At 44.1% G+C, this 22537-nt stretch carries 19 protein-coding genes; 5 read left to right on the top strand and 14 right to left on the bottom strand.

The genetic code is table 11. The annotated features are described in order from the left end of the window. Positions 1–68: 68 nt before the first annotated feature. The 4 genes from FCL48_RS04130 to kdsB all read right to left on the bottom strand — a co-directional run bounded on the left by FCL48_RS04130 (position 69) and on the right by kdsB (position 5598). A complete protein-coding gene (locus FCL48_RS04130; RefSeq protein WP_169309068.1) occupies positions 69–2060 on the bottom strand; it encodes a response regulator in 1992 nt (663 codons plus the stop codon). 20 nt (positions 2061–2080) lie between these two features. Further along, positions 2081–2449: a response regulator gene (locus FCL48_RS04135; protein WP_136870986.1), complete on the bottom strand. Its 369-nt coding sequence runs from the start codon at positions 2447–2449 to the stop codon at positions 2081–2083. A 17-nt stretch (positions 2450–2466) separates the two neighbouring features. Further along, a complete protein-coding gene (locus FCL48_RS04140; RefSeq protein WP_136870987.1) occupies positions 2467–4770 on the bottom strand; it encodes a gluconeogenesis factor YvcK family protein in 2304 nt (767 codons plus the stop codon). Between the two features lie 66 nt (positions 4771–4836). Continuing rightward, positions 4837–5598, bottom strand: coding sequence for a 3-deoxy-manno-octulosonate cytidylyltransferase (kdsB, locus tag FCL48_RS04145; RefSeq protein WP_136870988.1), 762 nt, complete (start codon positions 5596–5598; stop codon positions 4837–4839). 91 nt (positions 5599–5689) lie between these two features. On the opposite strand from kdsB, the gene FCL48_RS04150 reads away from it, so the two are divergent. Beyond that, positions 5690–6466 carry a class I SAM-dependent methyltransferase gene (locus FCL48_RS04150; protein ID WP_169309069.1) on the top strand — a complete coding sequence of 259 codons (777 nt, stop codon included), beginning with the start codon at positions 5690–5692 and terminating at the stop codon, positions 6464–6466. A gap of 80 nt (positions 6467–6546) precedes the next feature. Here the strand turns inward: FCL48_RS04150 and FCL48_RS04155 are convergent, their stop codons facing one another. The 3 genes from FCL48_RS04155 to FCL48_RS04165 form a co-directional block, all read right to left on the bottom strand. Continuing rightward, a complete protein-coding gene (locus tag FCL48_RS04155) occupies positions 6547–7017 on the bottom strand; it encodes a 23S rRNA (pseudouridine(1915)-N(3))-methyltransferase RlmH (RefSeq protein ID WP_136870990.1) in 471 nt (156 codons plus the stop codon). Positions 7018–7150: 133 nt separating this feature from the next. After that, positions 7151–7549 carry a YkgJ family cysteine cluster protein gene (locus FCL48_RS04160; RefSeq protein WP_136870991.1) on the bottom strand — a complete coding sequence of 133 codons (399 nt, stop codon included), beginning with the start codon at positions 7547–7549 and terminating at the stop codon, positions 7151–7153. A gap of 109 nt (positions 7550–7658) precedes the next feature. Further along, positions 7659–8231 carry a YqgE/AlgH family protein gene (locus FCL48_RS04165; RefSeq protein WP_136870992.1) on the bottom strand — a complete coding sequence of 191 codons (573 nt, stop codon included), beginning with the start codon at positions 8229–8231 and terminating at the stop codon, positions 7659–7661. A gap of 224 nt (positions 8232–8455) precedes the next feature. Here FCL48_RS04165 and glgB point away from each other — a divergent pair, with 224 nt between their 5' ends. Together glgB and FCL48_RS04175 are read left to right on the top strand one after the other, a co-directional pair. Beyond that, positions 8456–10657, top strand: a complete 2202-nt coding sequence (glgB, locus tag FCL48_RS04170; protein ID WP_136870993.1) for a 1,4-alpha-glucan branching protein GlgB — start codon at positions 8456–8458, stop codon at positions 10655–10657. A gap of 23 nt (positions 10658–10680) precedes the next feature. Continuing rightward, positions 10681–10866 (top strand): hypothetical protein, encoded by a 186-nt coding sequence (locus tag FCL48_RS04175; protein ID WP_136870994.1) that lies wholly within the window; start codon positions 10681–10683, stop codon positions 10864–10866. 17 nt (positions 10867–10883) lie between these two features. Here the strand turns inward: FCL48_RS04175 and FCL48_RS25350 are convergent, their stop codons facing one another. The 7 genes from FCL48_RS25350 to FCL48_RS04210 form a co-directional block, all read right to left on the bottom strand. Next, the gene (locus FCL48_RS25350) at positions 10884–13178 is read right to left on the bottom strand and encodes a glycosyltransferase family 4 protein (RefSeq protein ID WP_240744734.1); all 2295 of its coding nucleotides are present in this window, start codon (positions 13176–13178) and stop codon (positions 10884–10886) included. Then, entirely contained in the window at positions 13160–14125 is a 966-nt protein-coding gene (locus FCL48_RS04185) for an ELM1/GtrOC1 family putative glycosyltransferase (RefSeq protein ID WP_169309070.1), read from the bottom strand. Before FCL48_RS04185 ends, FCL48_RS25350 begins: the two co-directional genes overlap by 19 nt. 30 nt (positions 14126–14155) lie before the next feature. Beyond that, positions 14156–16402 carry a type IV-A pilus assembly ATPase PilB gene (pilB, locus tag FCL48_RS04190; RefSeq protein WP_136870996.1) on the bottom strand — a complete coding sequence of 749 codons (2247 nt, stop codon included), beginning with the start codon at positions 16400–16402 and terminating at the stop codon, positions 14156–14158. Positions 16403–16613: 211 nt separating this feature from the next. After that, complete coding sequence (gene nifS, locus FCL48_RS04195; protein WP_136870997.1) at positions 16614–17795, bottom strand: cysteine desulfurase NifS; 1182 nt, start codon at positions 17793–17795, stop codon at positions 16614–16616. After that, positions 17795–18631 (bottom strand): Fe-S cluster assembly protein NifU, encoded by an 837-nt coding sequence (gene nifU, locus FCL48_RS04200; protein ID WP_136870998.1) that lies wholly within the window; start codon positions 18629–18631, stop codon positions 17795–17797. The genes nifS and nifU overlap by 1 nt, the downstream gene beginning before the upstream one ends. A gap of 134 nt (positions 18632–18765) precedes the next feature. Continuing rightward, complete coding sequence (locus FCL48_RS04205) at positions 18766–20505, bottom strand: phosphoglucomutase (RefSeq protein WP_136870999.1); 1740 nt, start codon at positions 20503–20505, stop codon at positions 18766–18768. Between the two features lie 22 nt (positions 20506–20527). Continuing rightward, positions 20528–20695: a Trm112 family protein gene (locus tag FCL48_RS04210; protein WP_136871000.1), complete on the bottom strand. Its 168-nt coding sequence runs from the start codon at positions 20693–20695 to the stop codon at positions 20528–20530. A gap of 151 nt (positions 20696–20846) precedes the next feature. Between FCL48_RS04210 and proC the strand changes: the two genes are divergently transcribed. Together proC and FCL48_RS04220 are read left to right on the top strand one after the other, a co-directional pair. Beyond that, on the top strand, positions 20847–21659 hold the full coding sequence (gene proC / locus FCL48_RS04215) for a pyrroline-5-carboxylate reductase (RefSeq protein WP_136871001.1): 813 nt from the start codon (positions 20847–20849) through the stop codon (positions 21657–21659). Further along, positions 21656–22525 (top strand): NAD(+)/NADH kinase, encoded by an 870-nt coding sequence (locus FCL48_RS04220; protein ID WP_136871002.1) that lies wholly within the window; start codon positions 21656–21658, stop codon positions 22523–22525. The genes proC and FCL48_RS04220 overlap by 4 nt, the downstream gene beginning before the upstream one ends. Positions 22526–22537: the final 12 nt, after the last annotated feature.

The raw sequence follows: 22537 nt of genomic DNA on the forward strand, positions 1-22537 counted from the left end.
CTAAATAATAGACTAACATGATAAAATAACTAAAAGTATCTTCTCGTGTTTGAGATGTGAAATTTAGGCTATACGTACAAAACGCTGTTCACAATATGCCTAAGACTATCCATTGAATACGGTTTCGACAGGCTATTGGCAAAGCCATATTCCTGACAATTCTCAATGATCGGATCCAGTATAGTTCCGCTCATTGCAATGACCTGGAGAGATGGGACAAGCTGTTTGAAAATCCGGCAACAGTCAACCGGAGACTCCTGGTTCAGGCCCGATATGTCGAGAATCACAAGAGACGGCGGCTTACTCTCATGGACTTGTTTTTGTAATTCCAGGGTTGCCTCACAACTGTTTGCAACGCCTGTAACTTCAAATCCAAGATACGTCAACATAATTGTTCCGATTTCACGCATCTGATAATCTGGATCAATGAGCAGAACCGATCTTTGCGGCTCAGCTTGGGACAATCCCTGAGACATTTCACCCGTCTGCAAAAAAACAGGTAAATAAAGTGACACGACGGTACCATGCCCTTCTGTTGAGCTTACAACGATATGGCCGCCATGGTTTCTCAGGGTCGCGTAAACGATGGTCAGACCAAGTCCCATCCCTTTGACAATGCCTCTTTCCTTGGTGGAATAATAAGGGTCGAACACCTTAAACAGGGATTCCTTGTCTATACCTTTTCCGGAATCTTTAATTTCAATCTTGCCATAGGAACCAGCGGGGATATATTGTCCTGAAATCAGCTCCGGTTTTGTTAAGGTAACTTTCGAAACATTTATCCATATCTTCCCGTTATCAGATGATTCCTGTGCGTTTTGTAAAACATTTTCAATTGCCACACGAATTTCCTCAGAATCCATACTGACAACACAATCCGTCGTGTTAAGCAAGAGGTCATACTCCCCTCCGTTTTTCTGAAAATATGTATAGGCTATGGTTTCAACGGTTGTATGGAGACTCTTTTCTTTACGGCTAACGATTCCAAAATTAGAAAAACAAGAGATTTGTCGAGTCAGATCAACTGCGATAAGTGCGGCTTTTCTCGCCTGCTCGATGAGTTTCATTGTGACTTCAAAATCATTTCTTTTATTTGCTATAGAAACAATATCAAGATTCCCGCAAATTACTGTGAGCAGATTATTGAAATCATGAGCCATGCCACCTGCCATGCAACTCATTGCATCCATTTTTTTTGCGAGTTTTATAGCATCATCAAGTTCTTTGCTATATTGCTCCGCTTTAAACTGACGGGTAATGTCACGAAAAATGCAAAGTCCAAATATCGATTCGTTTTCAACAACGGGCAGAAGTGATGCAGTAACGATTCTATCATTTATAGAGAGAGGGTTATCCTCATAAATATGAAACGGTTTCAGCCCCCCACCCAGCAATTCATTTTCTACCCAACGATTAATATCCGCCTCAAAATAACCCCAATCCCGTGCTTTACATAATTTAGCACCTGTGAGCATTTCTTCCCGGCGGTTAAGAATCTGACAGGCCGAGGTATTTACACTGACAATTTTTCCATCCTGGGTAATTTCCAGGATACCTTCACTCAGGTTTGAGAGTATCTCTTTGTGGTGTTTCTGCTCCAGCAGCAGTTCGGCTGCGACTTTAGAAGATTTTAAACCTTTTGGAATCCGGGGAGAGGAGTTCTGAGGATTACCGCCGTTCACGCTCCGGTGCTTATACGCCTCAAGAGCCCCTTGAAGTTCCAATCGTATTTCTTTGAGATTGCCTTTGGCAATACAAAGATCGCATTCGACTTCTTTTTGTATCCGCTCTCTATCCTCAACCACAATGGCAGATAGAACGACAATGAAAACATCGGCATATTTTGCCGAACTGCGGACAACACGACAGAGTTGCTCGCCACTGACCCTTGGCATGATGAGATCAGTAAACAGTATGTCCGGAATGAACCCGTCTAGAATTTCCAGTGCCTCAAGCCCCGTTCCAGCACTACGAACCTCACAGCCTTCCTGATCAAGAATTGTAGAGATCGCCTGCAGAAGTACAGGATTATTATCAACCGCCAGAACCTTTGTTTTCATATCTTCCCCTTGAGCCACCGTTATTTGACCTCTCTCCATTCCTGAATGGTTTCAATCATGAGTCTCATATCTATGGGTTTTGTGAAAATCCGCCAGGCTCCGAGATGTTCTGCAACACTGAGATAGGAGTCAGGGCCTATCTTCCCGCCGCCGGAAATTGCGATAATGCCGATATCGGGAAATTCATGTTTCACCTGGGTGATTGTCTCAATTCCTTCCTGAACCGGCATGATCAGATCACAGATGAGGAGATCGATTTCAGAGCTTCTCAGTATCCGCATTCCTTCCAGACCGTTTTCGGCCTCAAAAACCTCATACCCCTCTCTCTCAAGCCAGAGTCGAAACAGATTTCTAATGCGAGAATCATCATCAATAATGAGAATTTTCATTTTAATTGTCCGTTTGTTCAAAAAAGATCAGTTGTCGGTCTTGCAAATACAACATCTCTGAAAAATTGTATCATATCTCGCCGTCGAGAAGCCATTTTCAGTTGTTCGGGAATAAGACCGCTTCTGTTAATTTTCAATACTGACATTTTATACTCAATATGAGAGGCAAATCTATTATCGATATACCACGCATACATTAAACCCATCAGGAGTCCTGGGGGAGTGAAGCCCTCATTGCGGTTTATGAGCCGAGTATAGTGCTTTTCATTTTCAGTGGGACACATTCTCGATAACAGCAAGAAATGTTTGAGTTGCTCGTTGGTGAAATAACAGTGCCGATTTTCTGCTTCATGAAGTTGCAGATGGTAGACCCGACCAAGGTGCAAGGCCTCCTGAATCACCTCATGCATGACCTTTGATTTTGCATAATTACCGAGAAGAGATTCCCCCAGGGCTATCATAAGACCGATTTCCAGGTTCCTTCTCGAAGATATTTGATCGGTTCTGATTTTAATACACCGATCCTCCAGATCGAAAAATGAGAATACATTATCCCATTTTTGATCACGGTTCCAGTTTTCAGGCGAAATACAATGAATATCAGTAAAAAACCTCAGATGGGATACGGGAATAACCGAGTGATCCCATAATATCTCCCCTATTGTTTTTTTGATCTGCTTGTCAGTATGCCCCTGAGCGGCCCCTATAAAACGCACATTTAAGTCTTCAAGTCTCTGTTCAATTGCCGCAAACTTTTTACAGGGATAGAGGCAGTATGAGAGTTCATTTCCTTTACGATTACCCTGTTCTATTCTGCAGGTATTTTCTAAAACAGCATTATATTCATAATCGAAATGTTCTTTTCCGCTGTACAGCCCTTTCACTGCAAGTGCCAGTCGACCAGGATCATGCTGGATGACGCCGTGCTGACTGAGTGCCGCTTTGGAAAAAATATCACACTCCACAGGATAATAATTTCTTTTTATGAGATTTTCCTGATCAAGATAAATTGGAACCTTGCCTTCAACGGCGTAGCGCTGAATAATTGAAGCGGGAATGTCCTTTAAAGAAACACAGAGAATCTCTTTAAATAAGCCAGCAGTTCCTCCTGGAATATTTTTCTCATAGGCATCGATCATGTCAGAAACATGGAATTTTCTATCCGGGTCAACATTTGAAAGATCCGTTTCACCGCTCTGGACCCAGAGATTTGAGACAAGGACTTTGAGTGCCTTTTGATTTTTCCTGACTGCATCGGCAAGCCCAGGCACTTTTAATACAGGGATGATTGAAGAGTAAAGACTTCCCGGGGCAAATACTATGATATCAGCATTTTCTATCGCTTCCAGCATTTCCGGATAGACAAACGGTTTGTTACAGTAATCAACCTCAATTCTGTCAATAGGCACCCCCCTTTTTACGACACTGAGTTTGTGCTCTCCTGTTATTTCAACCCCATTTATGTATCTCACACGAAGTTGTGCAGGCGTCGGAGTACAGGGTAATACAGCATGGGGACTACAGCCTAAAACGACACCAAGGGAATTAAGACCGGAAAACACCGCTTCGTTCATTGCGGTTTCTGGAAATCCGCTGTCAAAGCTTATATCACCGGGCATCTCCCTTAGAATGGCAGCAGCACAAAGTAAGTTGCCCATACAGTGTGACCGTTTTCTTGTTGTTTCCAGCCTCTTGTCTTCAAATAGAAATTTAACTAAAAACTTTAAGTAATTTTCTAAAGGGGTAGGCAGGAATCGTAATTTATCAAGACATTCAACAAGTTGTGAATTCTCTTTTACAAGAGACGCTGAAAAACGAAGATTAAAAAGAGACGAAACCACAGCCACTGTTTTTTGGGCTGCAGAGTCATCAAGACTGTATTTTCTCTGGAGATTACAGAGTTGAATGGAAGAGAGAAGAACATGACGAATATCACCAATGGCAATCAAAGGCAGATCTTTGAGTAATTCCCCTGTAGAGCCTCCATTATCTGTTATACAAACAATGGATCTTGTGTGGAGAAACATCTTTTTAAGACCACAAAAAGGAGACTCCAGCCAGTCAGGCCGCCTGGAGTCTCCCCCCAGGATGTTAGACAGACCTGTCCCCCCGCCAAAGATAACAACCTTGGCATCATCTGCACTGGTTCCAATGAGGTTTTGCCGTAAAATACCAAGAACACCTTTTGCTTCAGGGTGTATTCCATCAGGCACACCCTGGATCACAAGGTCGACGAGTTTTTCCCGAAGATTTTTTTGCGGCAACAAATCAAGTGGAGAATAACTGATCTGTTTGAGCTCTTCTATGGTGTGTTTCTGCAAGGGCCCCCTAGAATAGAAAAAATTAACGTTTGATCGGTATCCATTTCTTCTGGTGAAACCGTAATCTTATTTGTTGTTCTGCAAAAACTCTTCGACTCTTTTGAGATCCTCAGGGGTGTCGACCTCTATGGAATCGTGTTCTGTAATGGTTACCTTTATCTTGTAACCATATTCAAGCGCACGTAATTGTTCTAACTTTTCAAACCTCTCCCACTCCCCTTCCCTGAGAGCAACAAAGGAGAGCAGAAAACCTTTTCGGTAAGCATAAAAACCGAGATGTTTATAATAGGTTGGTTTATTCCTCTCGTCAGGGTTTCGCTGAAAAGGAATTGGAGACCTTGAGAAGTACAATGCATAGTGATCTTTATCAAATACGGTCTTAACATGGTTAGGATCATGTATTTCTTCCTGGCGTACAATCTTGTAAATAAGAGTCGACATGGGAAGTGCGGGGTCATCAAGAAGAGGCTGAGCAACCTGTTTGATCACCTCCTCCGGGAAAAGTGGCTGATCCCCCTGAACATTTACAACAACATCATGTTCTGAAATTTTCAGCAGTTCAGCCGCTTCCGCGAGTCTGTCTGAGCCGGAAACATGATTGCTTCTGGTCATCACGCATTCACCACCAAACCCTTTAACGCAATCAGCGATTCGCGAGTCATCGGTGGCAACAACCACCCTCGATAATATCTGCACCCCACTTGCTCTTTCTACTACATGCTGTATCATCGGCTTTCCATTAATGAGAGCCAGGGGTTTGCCGGGAAATCTATTGCTGTCGTATCGTGCGGGAATAATTGCAACTACTTTTGGTTTTTCTTTATGCATGATTCACTCAATGTTTTTATATAGAAAATCAAACGATGGTTAAATAAATAAATCATTATCGGGGAGTATGCCCAAAGTCATGAAACTGCCAATGAACACTTCTGTTTCATCTACAATAAAAACAACAACATTTCTACAAAAAGCCGAAGAACTGGCAATAAAACTCCAGCTCCCTTTTTACCTTTCTCCTGCAGAATCCACGACCGAATACATTCTCTGTTACACAGTAAACGGGCTGGAACTTGTCTGCTATGACCAGAAAAAAAAGAAATGCCAGACGCTTCTCTTTGTCGATTTTATTCATGGAAAAAATGGTTACAGAAGACTTAACGACGCCTCCATAAAGCAACCCCTGGCAAAAGCTGCAGGAATAAAACCAGGTGTCCGACCTACGGTACTTGATGCGACAGCAGGCCTTGGCGGGGATAGTTTTGTCCTGGCGTCTCTGGGCTGCCGGGTGACCCTGTTTGAGAGAAACCCTGTTATTGCAGCACTTCTTCAGGATGGACTGGATCGTGCCCTCATGCACAGGCAAACGCAACCAATAGTCGAAGAACGGGTTACCTTTATTCACCAAAGTAGTTTTTCTCTGTCAACTGGACAGGAAAAGGAATTCGATACAGTCTATCTCGATCCAATGTATCCCCACGATAGTGGCTCAGCCCTCAACAAACAGAGCATGCGGATCATCCGCGCCATAGTGGGTGACGACAGTGACAGCGAGCATCTTCTGGAGCTTGCAAAATTGAAAGCGCGGAAAAGAGTAGTAGTAAAACGTCCACGTCAGGCACCTACCCTGACAACTGAGAACGTTTCGTATCAGATAAAAATGAAAAGTAGCCGTTACGATATTTATCTCATAATCTAAAACAGGGCTGCAACTGTGCTAGAGCCACAACGAAGACATTACCACATACCCAACCGACAATGTACTGCACCCACTACCCTTTACTTATGGTATTTCTCTCCATTTTTAATGGTATAGGCCCTATAGAGCTGTTCAACAAGCAACATTCTCACCATGTCGTGAGTAAATGTCATTTTAGAAAATGAGAGCACCAGAGTGGCGGACTTTAAAACAACATCAGCAATACCATCCGGACCTCCGATCAGATAATTTATCTGCTTTGTCCCACTTATCTCCCAATCAACGATTTTTTGAGAAAAAAGCTCAGAGGTGAATTGCTGCCCCCTTGAGTCCAGAGCAACAATGAGTGCCCCTTGCGGCACGGCATCGAGTAGAAGTTTGCCTTGAGCTTCAATGCTTTCCAGGGCACTTTTATTTTTAGAAGTGCTTTTATCTTTAAGCGTCGTAATATTGAAATTAGTGTAATGACTGAGCCTAGAACTGTATTCTTGTATGCCGTCCTGGATAAAACGGTCTTTGGTTTTCCCGATAAAAAGCAGTTCGTGTTTCATTAAATTAATACCTGAATATTGCGAGTGCCTGGTGTATCATTTTGAAAATACAATCAAATTAAAAAGCTCAAAACAAAGAATACAATTTTCAGGTAATATTTTCCCCTGACACAATGGCAAAAACAGGAATTTTCTAGCAGGATATTTTTGATTTTGCCATAAGCCCTTTCAAGACTCTACAAAACTCTGCATAACCGACTTCGACCTTAATCCCTGGACAGGACTCAGCTATGGAATGAAAATTATTTTCATCAATAAGAATAGATGGATGAAGCGGCCACTGCGCGCATCGCCACGGCCGGCCTTTATGGACTTTACAGCCGTCATCAAAAAAGATGCAATGACCGTCTGTTACCTTCATCTGCACCACTCCCGCAGTCACCCGCCAGAATGTTTTTTCAACGACCTCACGCTCCTCCCCAAGGACCTCAACCATACGTGTCTGATCGTCCTTGTCCAAAGAGACTGTGGTTTCCCCATGACAACAGTAACCACACCTCGTGCATGAGAATATTTTTTCAACTGTATCCATCGTATACCTAAGAGTAAAAAGTGAACAAAAAAGAGTTGATTCATTGAGGGGAGGAAGTATACACGGCTAGGAGTTGCAATGCACGTAAAACGATGATGAAATATAGATACTAAGCGTAGCCAATCTCATCTTCATAAAGAGATATATCGATACCAAACTGCATTGCTGCGGCCTTCCATTTGAGTTCGTCACTCATCTGAAAGATGATTTCATCATTGGCAGGGACCGTCAACCAGCCTTTTTCTACCAGTTCTTCTTCAAGCTGGCCGGGCCCCCAGCCTGTGTAGCCGAGTATAAAAAGATACTTATCAGGCCCCATACCATGGGCAATGTCTTCTAACACCTTGGTTTCTCTGGTGAGCGAAACCGTCTCACTCACATCAATTTTGTGTTGGGTGCGATAATCTGAAAAAAAGAGTATGAAAGCGGATTCAAGATCAACCGGACCGCCAATATGGACAGGAGGAAGCTCTTTGTCCGGCACAGGAAGTTGGATCCCTTGTAAAATCTCAGCCAGTGGAATAGATAGATTGGGTTGATTGACGGCAACACCCATTGCTCCTTCAGCGCTGTGCGCACAAATATAGATCACATGCTCCGCAAATCTGGGATCCGGCATTTGCGGTGTCGAAATAAGAAATTTACCTGCAAGTGATGTAAAATCCTGAGTGTTCTGTTCCATAATTTTTTGTTGCACTCTTTTTTGGTTATTTCATTTATTCTCTACCCACATCTTATTTTACCAAAATGTCATTGACCAGGTCAAGCAGACAGACCACGTTCCTTCATTTCTTTGCCAAAGAACAGCTTATAGAAAAATGACCATGACAAAGAACATGCTTTGCTCTACTATAGATACATATTCCATTCTTCTTGTACTTTCACTATTTACTAACGAGTGAGACCATGACCCACGCCACGAGGATTCTCAACTGTTGCCACCATGACCCTTTTCAATATCTTGGTGCCCATTTTAATGACGACAAAGAACAGAGCGTTACCCTTCGGACATTTCAACCCAATGCTGAAAAAGTGTTTCTTGCCGTTGATCAGCAACTGCGACCAATGCAACGAACCCATGATGAGGGAATGTTTGTTCTGACAATTCCAACCAGTGAGCTTGTTGACCCGTACCTGGATCCTTTCAACTACCAGTACGAAATCCATTACGCCAATGGGATAAGCAGACGAATAAATGACACCTACCGTTTTACAGTGCAACTCGGTGAGCAGGATCGCTTTCTTTTCAATAAGGGAACCAACTACAAAATTTATAATCACCTTGGATCACACACGGCGACGATCAATAACATCAGCGGTGTCATCTTCAGAATCTGGAGCCCTAATGCCCAAGCCATTTCAATTATCGGCAATTTTAACTACTGGGATAAACGGGTTCATCAAATGCGAAGCCTTGGGGCCTCAGGTATATGGGAACTCTTCATTCCACATCTCACAGAAGGTGAGATTTACAAATACGCGATTTTAGGGAAATATGGTCTATACAGGGAAAAGGCCGACCCTTACCAGTTTTATGGTGAACTCCGCCCGCAGACAGGCTCTGTAGTGCATTCCCTTTCAGGCTATACCTGGAATGATCAACAATGGAATGATACCCGCAAAACAACACCGCAACACAAACGGCCTTTATCTATCTACGAAGTCCATCCCGGGTCATGGCAAAGAGATCCCAAAGATGCTCAACGTTTTCTAACCTATCTTGAGCTGGCAGACAAACTTATTCCCTACGTTGTAGAAATGGGATTTACCCATATAGAGCTTATGCCAGTGATGGAGCACCCCCTTGATGAATCCTGGGGCTACCAGGTAACTGCACCCTTCAGCATCACCAGCAGATATGGTACGCCTCAAGAATTTATGCAGTTTGTGGACAAATGCCACTGCAATAATATCGGAGTAATACTTGATTGGGTACCTGCCCATTTTCCAAAAGATGACCACAGCCTCGGCTTTTTTGATGGAACTCCCCTTTACGAACATGAAGATCATCGGCTCGGGTCACATCCTGAGTGGGGCACCTATATTTACAACTATGGGCGCAATGAAGTCAGTAATTACCTGATCTCTAATGCTCTGTTCTGGTTTGATAAATACAATATTGACGGTTTACGTGTGGATGCTGTGGCCTCGATGCTCTATCTCGATTATGCACGCAATGATGGCGACTGGATACCAAACAGTTACGGGGGGAGAGAAAACCTTGAAGCCATTGAATTTATTCGACATCTGAATTCTATTGTAGCACAGCTCCACCCGGATCGTCTCATGATTGCAGAAGAATCTACAAGTTTTTACGGGGTCTCAAGACCTGCCGAAGAAGGCGGGCTTGGTTTTAATTATAAATGGAATATGGGCTGGATGAACGACATCCTCGACTATTTTGAGAAAGATCCGATTTATAGAAAATACCACCATAACAAACTTACGTTTTCTATTATATACGCATTTTCAGAGCACTTCATTCTGCCCTTATCCCACGATGAAATGGTTCATGGGAAGAATTCGCTCTTAGCAAAAATGCCAGGAGATGATTGGCAGAAGTTTGCCAACCTTCGTCTTCTGTTCTCCCTGATGTGGATGCATCCTGGGAAGAAACTACTCTTCATGGGCTCAGAATTCGGCCAATGGTCAGAATGGTATTGCAAGCAGAGTCTAGACTGGCATCTACTGGAATTCCCACAGCATGTACAACTGATGAAATGCCTGGCCACCCTGAATAAACTTTACATCGATAACCCTGCTCTCTGGGAGCTCGACAACAGCAATGAAGGTTTTTCCTGGCTGGATCTTGAAGACCGCGATAATTCTATAATCTCGTTTTGCAGGTATGGCCGCAATCCAGATGATCACCTGGTTTGCATATTCAATTTCACCCCACAGACCCATACAGATTATAAGGTGCCTCTTCCAACAAACCGCAGCTATCAGCGCATCTTCTGTTCAGATGACGCCTGCTACGGTGGGGCGGGGGTACAAGAACAAACAACAGTTGAGGCGATCAACCTGCCATATGCTCAGGGCAGATTTCATACTGTAATGAGCATCCCACCCCTTGGCGCGATTATCCTCAAACCGCTCAGCCTATAAAAACATATAAAGGAGATGTCACGGTGTCATCTAAGTCCATCTATCCACCAGGGGATAAAATCATCAAGGCGATAAAAGAATATTCAGAAGAACTTGAGGTAAAAGGAGTGGAAAAACAAAATGAGATACTGCAAAAGGTCATATTAAAATATGACCTTTCACCGAAGGAATGCGTTTTCATGGAAAAGCATTTCAGCAGCCGGGAGTAAAACCTGCCACAGAAGGCTCAGGCGTGCCCTGCTTTTTTCCCAAGCAACTCTTCATAAAAAGAAAACGTCTGTTCACACATGGCGCTCGCCGTAAATTTTTCCATGACGCGTCTCTGGTTATTTTCTCCTATCTCTTTTAACCTCTCAGGAGATGTTAAAAGAGCTGCGTCAATGGCTTGAGCCAGTTCGGCTATATCTGACGGCTTAACAATCCAGCCGTTTTCTCCTGGCAGAACCGTTTCCAGGCTGCCACCATGGCCGGTAACAATTACCGGACAACCCATCGCCATCGCCTCAACGGTAGTGCGACCAAAGGCTTCCGGCTCAAGGGAAGAAGTCGAGAGAACAATATCTGCAATCATAAAGGCTGCAGGCATATCACTACAGTGGCCAACCATCTTGACGTAGTTTTGCAGATTGTTGGCTCGAATGATCTCTTTAAGTTCTGCGGTATAGCCAGGGTTATCTTCGGTATCCCCTACCAGAATTGCCTGATAATTGGTATTGGTCACCGCACGTAAGCTTCGTAAAAATACTTCCTGCCCCTTCAGGCGAGTCAATCGGCCAGGAAGCATTATTACCTGCTTGTTTTCCGTAACGTTCCATTGATCCCTCAACCGGTCCACCCGCGCTTCCTCCACTTTTGATGGGGTAAAAGAATCAATTTCCACACCACGGAAAATCAGACGAACATCATGCTCTCTTTGGTAATTCTCCTTTATGTGCTTTTTTATACTCTCCGAAACGGCAATCACCCCCTCCCCCTTGGTCATTATCTTTGAATAGGCATTTACAGAGTAAAATCCATGAAACGTAGTGACAAGAAGAGGCCTTTTGCTTTTCTTAATAGAAAGCCAGGCAATATAGCCAACCCAGGCAGGCATTCGGGAACGGAGATGGAGAACGTCAACCTTATGTTTTTTCAACATTCTTCTCATCGGCCAGATATGAGCCAGAGCCAGGGGTGATTTTGAGCCAATTGATTTCTTGATATGCAGGCTCCCCTCCGCTTCCAGTTCATCGACGAGACGGCCACCACCTGAGACAACGATAGAACTATGATGTTTTTGAACAAGAAAGCGTCCCATTTCCAGGGTGCCACGTTCAACACCACCGCTGTTGAGTTCGGGCAGCAACTGCATGACACAGATCTTCTGCTCATCTGTGAAGGTGTTGACTTTGTAGAGTTCCTGATACAACTGTACGGTTTTCTCGCACATCCTTAATGCAGTAAAGTTGTTCAAAACGTGCTGACGTCCATTTTGACCAAACTCCTTACACTTGTCTGGCGCTTCAATTGCTTCAACAATTGCTTTGGCGAGGATTTCAGGACACAGCGGAGGTACAAGCCAGCCCGTCTTGCCGTCAATAATAGTTTCAAGACTTCCGCCATGGGATGTAGCAATGACGGGCTTTTCCATAGCCATCGCTTCTATTGCAACCTTACCAAAAGCTTCCGGTTGGGTTGATGAGGCAGAAACAACTACATCTGCGAGCAGTAATGCTGCGGGCATATCCACACAATGTCCAACCATCAGAACTTTATTGGCCAGGCCATGGATGTTAATTCGGTCTCGAAGTTTTTTGGTAAAGGATGGATTTTCTTCGGTATCTCCAACTAGAAGACAGACGAAGTCGTAATTACCAAGACGTGCTAGTGCATCTATCAAAACATCCTGTCCCTTCCACAAGGTGAGACGTCCCGGTAAAACGATAACAGGTTTGTTTTCATATCCGACAAGCCATTTCGTACGAAGGGCCTCTACCCGGTCTTCACTCACCCCGCTTCTGCAAAACTCCTGCGTATCAAACCCACCATATACCAGTTGAATTTTACGAGGATCTACCTTGTAATTTTTCAGAATGTGTTCACGGATTGTCTCTGACACGGCAGCAACGGTCTGCCCTTTGGTCATGATGCAAGAGTAGGAGTTAACAGAATAGAAACCATGAAACGTTGTGAAAAGTGAAGGCCTTTGATGTTCCGGAATCAATTTCCAAGAAAGATAGCCGATCCAGGCAGGCAACCTAGAGCGCAGGTGAAGAATATCAACCTTCTCCTGAATAAGGAATTTTTTTAGTTTTAGTATGTATTGGAGGCAGCGCAGGCTTTTCTCGCCGATAAAATCCCATTGCACATGGATACATCCCGCATCTTCCAGTTGCTTGACGAGACGCCCTCCCCCTGAAATAACAATAGAGCGGTGCCCATTTCGTGCAAGATAGCTGGCAAGATCGACAGTCTCGCCTTCTACTCCTCCTTCTTCCAGTTCCGGAAGAATCTGTACTACCGTTAATTTTCTTGCCAGCATGTTTGCAATATATGATCAGCACATCGCTGTGCTTCATTGAGTTTAATTGTGTTTATACTCTGGTCGACTTTGCCTTTCTCCCAGGAGGAATATGGTGTTACAAGGCCTTTTTTTATCAGCAGTTCTTCATTTTTTTTAAATTTATTGCCACCATCTTTCCACGGCATGGTGAGCACGTATACCCGGCAACCAGACGACAACGCTTCATACAGCATGGAGATTGAATCTGTTGTGACCCATACCCTTGCACAGGAGTCATATTGTTCTTCGATCCAGCCTTTGGCCGTATCCTTATAATCAAAAAATTCAGCATTGTCAGCAGTTCTTGCTATCTCGGCTAGTACTGCTGCCGTTGGTGCGGGGGTACGGGGGGAAGAAGAAACAATCCACTGAATATTTTTTTCAGTGAAAATGATTTTTGTGATTTTATCTGTGATGTCCTTGTGGTTCCAGTCATGGCTTTTAGCATCCACGCCTCCAAGGACAATAAGGCCTTTTTCCTCGCTGTGTTTTCTCTTGTCAGTGGAGGTGTTTGGGGCCCCATAGGTGAAAAAATAATTGGCTCGCGCTGTGCAATTATCATGTTCAGGGACAAAACATACATCAAAATATTTACGAAAATGCAAACTCGGTGTCATACAGGTGACAGCAGGTATCTTAAAATATTTTTTAAGATTTAAAACAGTGCTGTGAGTTCTTGTTCCTGTACCGATTACAAGATCAGCATGGTCCGGCAGGGTTATTTCGCCTGGTGGGAGTGAAAAAAAAAAGGTCCCGTAACTTTTCAGTTGTTGGAAAAATTTTTTTTTAGAGATATCCACCACAAAGGTGTTTACCTTAACTCTATTTCCCAGGGCCTTAATGATGCCAAAAGACTGTTTTTCGTGTCCAGGTCTGCCATCAACCACCACCAAAACGTCTAGGACCTCTTTTTTCCTATTGTTCATGGATTTCATTGTTGTGAGTTGTCTTCGGTATCAGGGTCTGTTTCTCGGTGGTATCTTGGGCCCGCCCGCTCCTTTTAAACGCTCTGCAAGTTTGACATTGATCTGATTGGAAGCCCTTAACCTGGTCGTAATGGTTTTGAAAATATGCCGAGACACGTCGGGATATTTTTCAATTATTTCTTCAATTTTGTCTCCTGGATAGCGTTTTACGCTTGTTCGTCCCTGAGCCACGATAGAGGCGGTTCGTTCTTCTCCTGTGATCGAGGCCATTTCACCAAAATATTCGCCCGGCTCAGTGAGTTCGGCGATTTTTTTGCCACCTTTGATTACATTGAGTGAACCTCTGATCAGTTTAAAGAAATCGATGTCATTGTTACCTTCGCGGATGATCATGTCACCGTCTTCATACTTTTCTTCATCGGGATTGACCATATATGCCGGCAGACTTTCTTTATGGGCAACAGTTCTCCGTAAAGCCTCGTCAATACTGGTCACCCCCGCCCGCACTTTTTGCAGTGCAGCTTCCCGCAAAGGGGTCATTCCTTCCTGGATGGCAATTTTTCGCAATTGATCCTCAGGAACCTCGGCGTTTATCGCTTTGGCAACTTCATCAGTAATCTCCATGAGTTCAAAAAAACCAAGCCGTCCTTTGTATCCCAGGCCGTTACATTCAGAGCAGCCGTTTGGACCATAAATTACCAGACTATCCAGTTCATCTTCTTTAAATCCGACCTGCATAAGCTCATCCCGCTCATATTGAACTATTTTTTTACACTTTGAACAGAGGCGCCGTCCCAGTCTTTGGGAGAGAACCATGGTAACTGCGGAAGCAAGCATATAAGGAGGAATTCCAATATCAATAAGACGGCCAATTGTAGCGGGGCTGTCATTGGTATGCAGGGTTGAAAAAACAAGGTGACCCGTCATAGCAGCTTTAATCGCTATCTCCGCAGTCTCCATATCTCGAATCTCACCCACCATGATAATATCCGGATCCTGACGAAGAAATGCCTTCAGCGCAGCTGCAAAAGTCATTCCGACTTCCTGGTGAACATTGACCTGATTAATACCTTTGAAGTTAAACTCGACCGGATCTTCTGCCGTCAGGATTTTTATGTCTTCGCTATTCATCGAGTTCAGTGCGGAATACAGTGTGACTGTTTTCCCTGATCCTGTAGGACCTGTAACAAGAAGAAGTCCCTGCGGTTTCGTGAGGCATCTTTTGAGCATATCAAAAGTACTATGCTCAAAACCGAGTTTGGTAAGGTCAACATTGAGCGAGGATTTATCAAGGATACGAAGTACGACGGATTCGCCAAACAAAGTCGGTAATGATGAAACACGAAAATCGACAGATTTGTTTCGGCCCATTCGCATTTTTATACGGCCATCCTGGGGGACTCTCCTCTCTGTTATGTCAAGACCTGAAAGAATTTTCAGTCTCGCGACCAGAGCATTCTTGATAGTAAGGGGCAGGTTCATCGATTTAAACAAGGAGCCATCTTTACGATAACGGACCTGCATGGTTTTTTCGTATGGCTCAACATGTATATCTGAGACCCCATCCTGAACTGCTTTAACCAATATACCATTCACCAGTTTAATAATTGGTGCATCTGATGCGGCAAATCTATCACCACCTTCTTCGACATCGTCTGGTTCAATCTCAAAATCATCTGCAGCCTCGGCGACGATAGAACCAAAATCTTCAACCTGAGTAATATCAAGTTCTTCTTCTTTCTCCTCTTTGTGACCAATAAGTAACTCTACTTCTTCATTACTGATTTTATAATACTTCTGGTAGGCTTCAACGATGTCTTTTTCGGTTGAAACACAGACAGCTAATTCTTTTTCGGCCAGATCCTGCAAAGCCTCCACAGCCATATCATCAGATGGTTCTGACATGGTAATCTGCAAGGTATTCCCGGCTATCCGTAAAGGAAAAGCCATATGTTCCTTTACTTTGTCATAGGGTAATAAGGCCAGTGCATCTTTTGAAGGTGGCTCATCCCTGATTATGACGGCTGGGTAATTATGTTGTCTGGTGAGGAAATTAAATACGGTATTTTCATCGATGAATTCCAATTGCCGTAATATCGAACCCAGCCTGCCCCCATTTTTATTGAGCACCTTTTTAGCAGCTTCCAACTGGGTCGGAGTTATATAGCCAGCCTTACTCAACAACTCCCCAATTTTTAATTTACCTGCCCCAGACTGATCTTTAACCGTCTTTTTCATTGAGGAGGTACGGGAGGTGGATCCACTACGTATTGCCATGAATAATTCCGTCCAAATAAAATTTACGAAGAATGATAAACTGTAAAATGTCCCTGTATATTAGCATGTATGAACTTACTAACACAAGTAAACATCTTATAAGACTTCGAATAATCTTCTGCCTTATGGGAAATAAAAAGGCTTCCTGCATAGGGTACATGCAGGAAGCCTGAAAAACAATTTCGTTTTCAAATACGAAAAAATATCGTGATCACTCTTGCCAGAATGGGGACATTTTTCTAAGAGATGCAATTATGGCTGGCATTTTATCAAGGACAAAATCCACTTCTTCTTCGGTGTTGTAGACACTGAGAGAAAAACGGATTGAGCCGTGCGCTGCTGTAAAAGGGACTCCCATGGCACGCAGAACATGTGATGGTTCAAGAGAACCAGAGGTACAGGCCGAACCGGATGAGGCACAGATGTTATAACGATTCATATGTAACAGTATGGCCTCACCTTCAACATATTCAAAACTGATGTTGGCCGTATTGGGAAGCCTGCTGGTTTTATGGCCGTTAAGCATGGATTTTGGGACAGAAGAGAGTAACCCTTCCTCCAGACGATCCCGCATAGCCCGCACACGGGTGTTTTCCTCATCCATCTTAAGCCCAGCAAGTTCACAGGCTTTGCCTAAACCTACAATAGAGGCAACATTCTCAGTACCACCCCTGCGGCCATGCTCCTGATGTCCACCAGTCAAAAAAGGGACAAACAGCGTACCTTTTTTAATATACAGAACCCCCACACCTTTAGGAGCGTGGAGTTTATGGCCTGACAACGAAAGAAAATCTATATCAAGATCCTTGAGATTAATCGGAATCTTGCCCACAGCCTGAACCGCATCGGTATGAAACAAAATACCCCTTGCTTTTGCCATCCGTGCCATTTCCTCTACAGGATAGATTACACCGGTCTCATTGTTTGCCCACATTACACTGACAATGGCGGTATCATCACTGAGAGCTGCTTCGTACTCGGCCATATCGAGCATCCCCTCAGAGTCAACTTTCAATCGGGTTACTTTGTGCTTCTGTCCGGTTAAAATCTCTAAATTATCACATAAACTTTTAACAGCTGGATGCTCTACCCTGGTGGTAATAACATGTCTTTTGTCAGGATAGGTTCTCAGTGCCGATAAAATTGCGGTTGAATCACTCTCCGTCCCGCAACTGGTAAAAGTGATTTCTTCGGGAGTGCAACCAAGCAGATCTGCCACCTGCTTCCTTGCCGTCGCAACCGCCCCACCGACAAGCCCACCAAAAGTATACATACTTGAAGGGTTTCCATAGGAATCCGTCAAGTATTCCATCATAGCGTCGAGCACTTCTCTGGCAACCTGAGAAGTGGCATTGTTGTCCATATAGACAACCTTGTTTGTATCTGCAGACATTAATTTTCTTCCTCCACAATCAAGCTCTCCAGAACAAGTTCACGGAGTTTTTTCTCTACATAATCCTTGATCGTTGTCTGAGACTTGTTACAGCTCTTACAAGCACCTCTCAGAGAAACAATAACGAAGTCCCCGTCAACATCGACAAGCTCGATATCTCCACCATCCTTAACAAGGCCTGGACGAACTTCTCTTTCAAGGACCTCTTCGATCTTTTTAATCTTCTGCAATGCCGTCATCCGCTTTGGCCGAATTGAAACAAGAGGTGTATCAACTTTTGCGCCAACCGTCTCCTGCAGGAGTTTTCGCAGTTTGTCTTCACATTTACCACAACCACCACCGGCCTTGGTGAAATGGGTAATCTCTTCGACGGACCTCAGGCTGGATTCATTTATGGCACGAATAACCTCCAGATCAGTCACCCCGAAACATTCGCAAACGATTTCGCCTTCGGCCATCGGTAAAATCTGGCCTTTGTAATCAGCAATAGCTGCTTCAAGGGCTTCTCTTCCCATCACGGAACAGTGCATTTTTTCTTTTGGCAGACCACCAAGTGCATCGGCGATATCCTGATTGGTGACTTTTGCCGCCTCATCAATGGACATGCCTTTTACCATTTCGGTGAGGACCGACGAGGAGGCAATGGCGCTGGCACAGCCAAAGGTCTTAAATTTTGCATCGGTAATTATATCGTTTGCATCTATTTGAAGCGTGAGTTTGAGTGCATCACCGCAAGCAAGGGACCCGACATCCCCCGTTCCGCTGGCATTTTCAATTTCTCCCACGTTTTGAGGCTCAAGAAAATGTTGTTGAACCTTATCAGTATATTCCCACATACAGCGCTCCTGCTTTAAAATGTAATATTAATATGTTTCCGCTAACTGCTGACAATAAGACCTCATCAATAAAATGCAACCGCAGATCCTCGCTATAGTGCTCTACAAACAAAACTTAAAAAAACACCCAGGTGTTATATCAACACCTCGATTTCTTTTAGCATCTTTTTAGCGGCATCTACAAGATCTGCAGTTCCTTTTTGTGTCCTGGACTCTACATAAAAACGAACCTTAGGTTCTGTTCCGGAGGGACGAATCATCAGCCAGGAGCCGTCCTCAAAAATCATTTTTCGCCCATCCACCGAAATGACTTCGGCGATTGTTTTCTCCTCTGCCCCGACTAACACCCTAGAACCGACAGCATAGGCTTCAAGACGGGCAAGCTGCGAGAGCAACGCCGGACCTTTAAGGGAGACAACAACGCTATCTCTATCCGGATAATATGTGCCGTATTCCTTTTCAATCTCAGTGAGATAATCACCCAGGTTAAGCCCTGTAGTAAGCACCATATCAAGAGCCAGCATAAGACCAATATATGCATCTTTCTCTGGGGTATGCCCCAGTATAGATATCCCGTCAGACTCTTCAAAAAGCACCACAGCCTCACCAATAACTGGTTTAAAATTTTTAAAACCAACACTCAGCTCAAAAACTTTTTCTCCAAGCTTTGCAGCAATACTGTTTGCCAGATTCGAGGTGGCAACCGTTTTGGCCACGGGTCCCTTTCTCTTTTTGTATTCATGGAGATAATGATAGGCCATAGCCCCGAACTGGTTCATACCTACCTCGGTCTGCCCGTCGGTAAAGCGGATGCGATCACCATCGGGGTCGATGATGGCACCGATCTTAAATCTGGCTGAACTTTGGCCAAGAATCGCGACAGCATTTCGCATATTCGCTGTTGATGGTTCAGGTGCAACTCCACCAAAGGTAATGTCCACCGAATCTCGCAACACTGTAAGACGTGGAGTTGTGCATCCGTCAAGCAAGCTTTTTATATGTAGCCGACTCGCACCATGGACACAATCAACAACAAGGGCAATATCGGTGGAGTGCTTAAAAGAACTCACAATATGGCCGAGTGAAAGCCCATGAACTTTTTCATTTTGCTTTATAAGCTCACGCCAGCAATCAAGTGAATCAATTGAAACGACACTCGTCCTGTCCAAAACAGAACCCATTTCAGGAATGCAGCGGCTGTCAATTCCACTTTCGGTCATGACTATGCGTTGCGCATTCTGAGTTATCCTTTCTGTAACTGGGCCAGCGGCTGGCCCACCATCTGCGGCATTGAATTTATACCCACCGTAGTCCAGTGGATTATGAGAAGGGGTAAGATTGATAGAAAATGCTGCTTTTTGCATGAGAACGGCAGCAGACAGCACCCCTGTTGTAGATTCACCGGCATAATGCACTTTAAAACCTGCCCGGACAAGTACTCCAGCAACAACATTTGCAAGCAGTGGTCCCGCAAATCTATTATCGAAACCTAAAACACAGCCTCTGACTTTAGCTTCTGCAGAGCTCTTGACACCCAGCAATCCGGTAAGTTCTGTTTCTGTATCAATCGCTTCGTACATCTCGACAATTGCAGTCGTCACCTGAGCAACTGAACGTACATTGATATCTTTTCCAAGGATGCCCCGCCACCCCGAAGTTCCAAAAGAAATACGTTGTTGCGGGTCATGTCGGTTGTTCTTTATTTCGTTGAAAAGCAGATGATATACGCTTTCAATAATCAGCCGGTTTTCTGCAGAGATGGGACTACCTGCTGCCGCAAGTTTTTTAATGAGTCCAAGGTAATCGCTCTTTTCATCATTACCGTTCACAAGGTAATCTGCATATTTTCTGATTACTTCATTTGAATCCACCATCTACCTCCCGACCGATTTCAACTCAAACTCCCATTTTTTTTGCTTTGTCTATCAACATAACGGGAATACCATCCTGAATCTCATAGAGCAGCATACATTTCTCACAAATTAGACCTTCATCTTTGTATAACTTAACGGCACCCTTGCATTTTGGACATGCTAAAATCTCAAGTAAATCTTTGTCAATCATCTAATCCTCACAAATGTAAAAGAATACGCCATGGTGGTGCAAAGCATATATAGTATTGTACAAATGACACTAATTTGATATTTACCTGAAACTGGAAGCGTTTGCATGCATATATTTTTTAAAAAAATTCAAATTCTGCAACAGGACAATCATGAGGCAAAAAATAGGATTTATTGGCGGTGGCCAAATGGCCGAGGCTCTTATCAAAGGGATAATCACCTCAGGTTTATATAAAAGTGAGGATATTCTGGTCGCCGAGCCCAATGAGAGTCGTAGAGATCATCTTGAGTCTATATATTCTGTCAAAGCCCATTATAGCAATTTACCTGTTTTTGAAAATTGCCGCGTCATCATGCTGGCTGTTAAACCCCAGACGATGAGTATGCTCCTCGAGGACTGTCAGGACCGCGTCCAGCCTCAGCATATTTTAATCAGTATAGCAGCGGGCCTGCCGATTTCCTTTTATATTGATAAACTGGGCAAGCCTAAGACTAAAATGGTCCGGGTCATGCCAAACACACCTGCACTGGTGCTGGAAGGAGCATCTGCCATTTCCCGAAACCTCAATGTAACAGATGAAGAGTTACGAGTGGCTGAGGAAATTTTTCTCGCGGTCGGTGAGGTCGTCATTTTAGACGAGGTGCATCTTGATGCGGTAACAGGTCTCAGTGGCTCGGGTCCGGCCTATGTTTTTTCCTTTGTCGAAGCCCTGATTGATGCGGGGGTGAAATCCGGACTCACCAGAGCAATTTCTGAAAAACTTGCTCTGCAGACAGTTTCCGGCTCTGTGAAACTGTTAAAAGAAAGCGGTGAACATCCAGCAGCCCTCAGAGGCAAAGTGACATCCCCGGGAGGCACCGCCATCACAGCTCTACATGTTCTTGAGAAAGTGGGTTTTCACGGGATCATTATGGATATTGTCGAATCAGCGGTAAATCGATCAAAAGAGCTGGGCAAAGGATGATGGTTTCTGAAGGTGCAGGGTTTCGCAGAGACGTTTCCCTCTCTTTGAAAAATGTCTCTATTGTCACTAAAAAAGATGACAAAAAAGCCCAGGACTATGCGCAAACCCTTACAAGATGGCTTGGTGAAAAACAAATTTTGTCTCAAATGGAGATTATCACTCCAGAGCTGGATCTGATAATTGTCCTGGGCGGAGACGGAACGCTTCTCCACATTGCAGAGACGGCGGCTCGCCATGCTATTCCTGTACTTGGAATTAATCTTGGTAATCTGGGGTTTCTGACAGAATTCAGAGAAGATGAGACATTTACGGCAATTGAGAAAATACTGCACAATAAGGTTAGAATAGAACATCGATTGATGCTGAAAACCAGGCTTATCTCCTCAAGAGCAAACAGCGAATCCCGCTACGCTCTCAATGACATTGTAATCTCCAAAAATGTCAGCGATCGACTGCTCAACCTCTCCACCTGTGCAGACAATGAGTATATCACAACCTACCGGGCAGATGGTTTGATTTTCTCGTCTCCGACAGGTTCAACAGCTTACAATCTCTCTGCAGGCGGGCCTCTCGTCTACCCTGGCCTTGCAACAATAACAGTCACCCCGATCTGCCCGTTCATGCTTTCAAGCCGTCCCATTATCCTGCCGGCACACAAACAGTTAACAACAACCTATGAGGTGCAGGACAAACAGGAACGAGCCCAAATAATAATAGACGGTCAACCCTTTATGGAAATGGAACCCAATGACAAGCTTGAGGTTTCCACGGCAAAGCACCCCCTACAGCTCGTAGCATCAGGCAACAGAGATTATTTCTCAATTCTCCGCAACAAACTGAACTGGGGCATTTCAGGTTCGAAATAATGCGGTTTCAGG

The organism is Desulforhopalus sp. IMCC35007, assembly GCF_005116575.1.
In the GTDB taxonomy this organism is placed as follows: Bacteria; Desulfobacterota; Desulfobulbia; order Desulfobulbales; family Desulfocapsaceae; genus Desulforhopalus_A.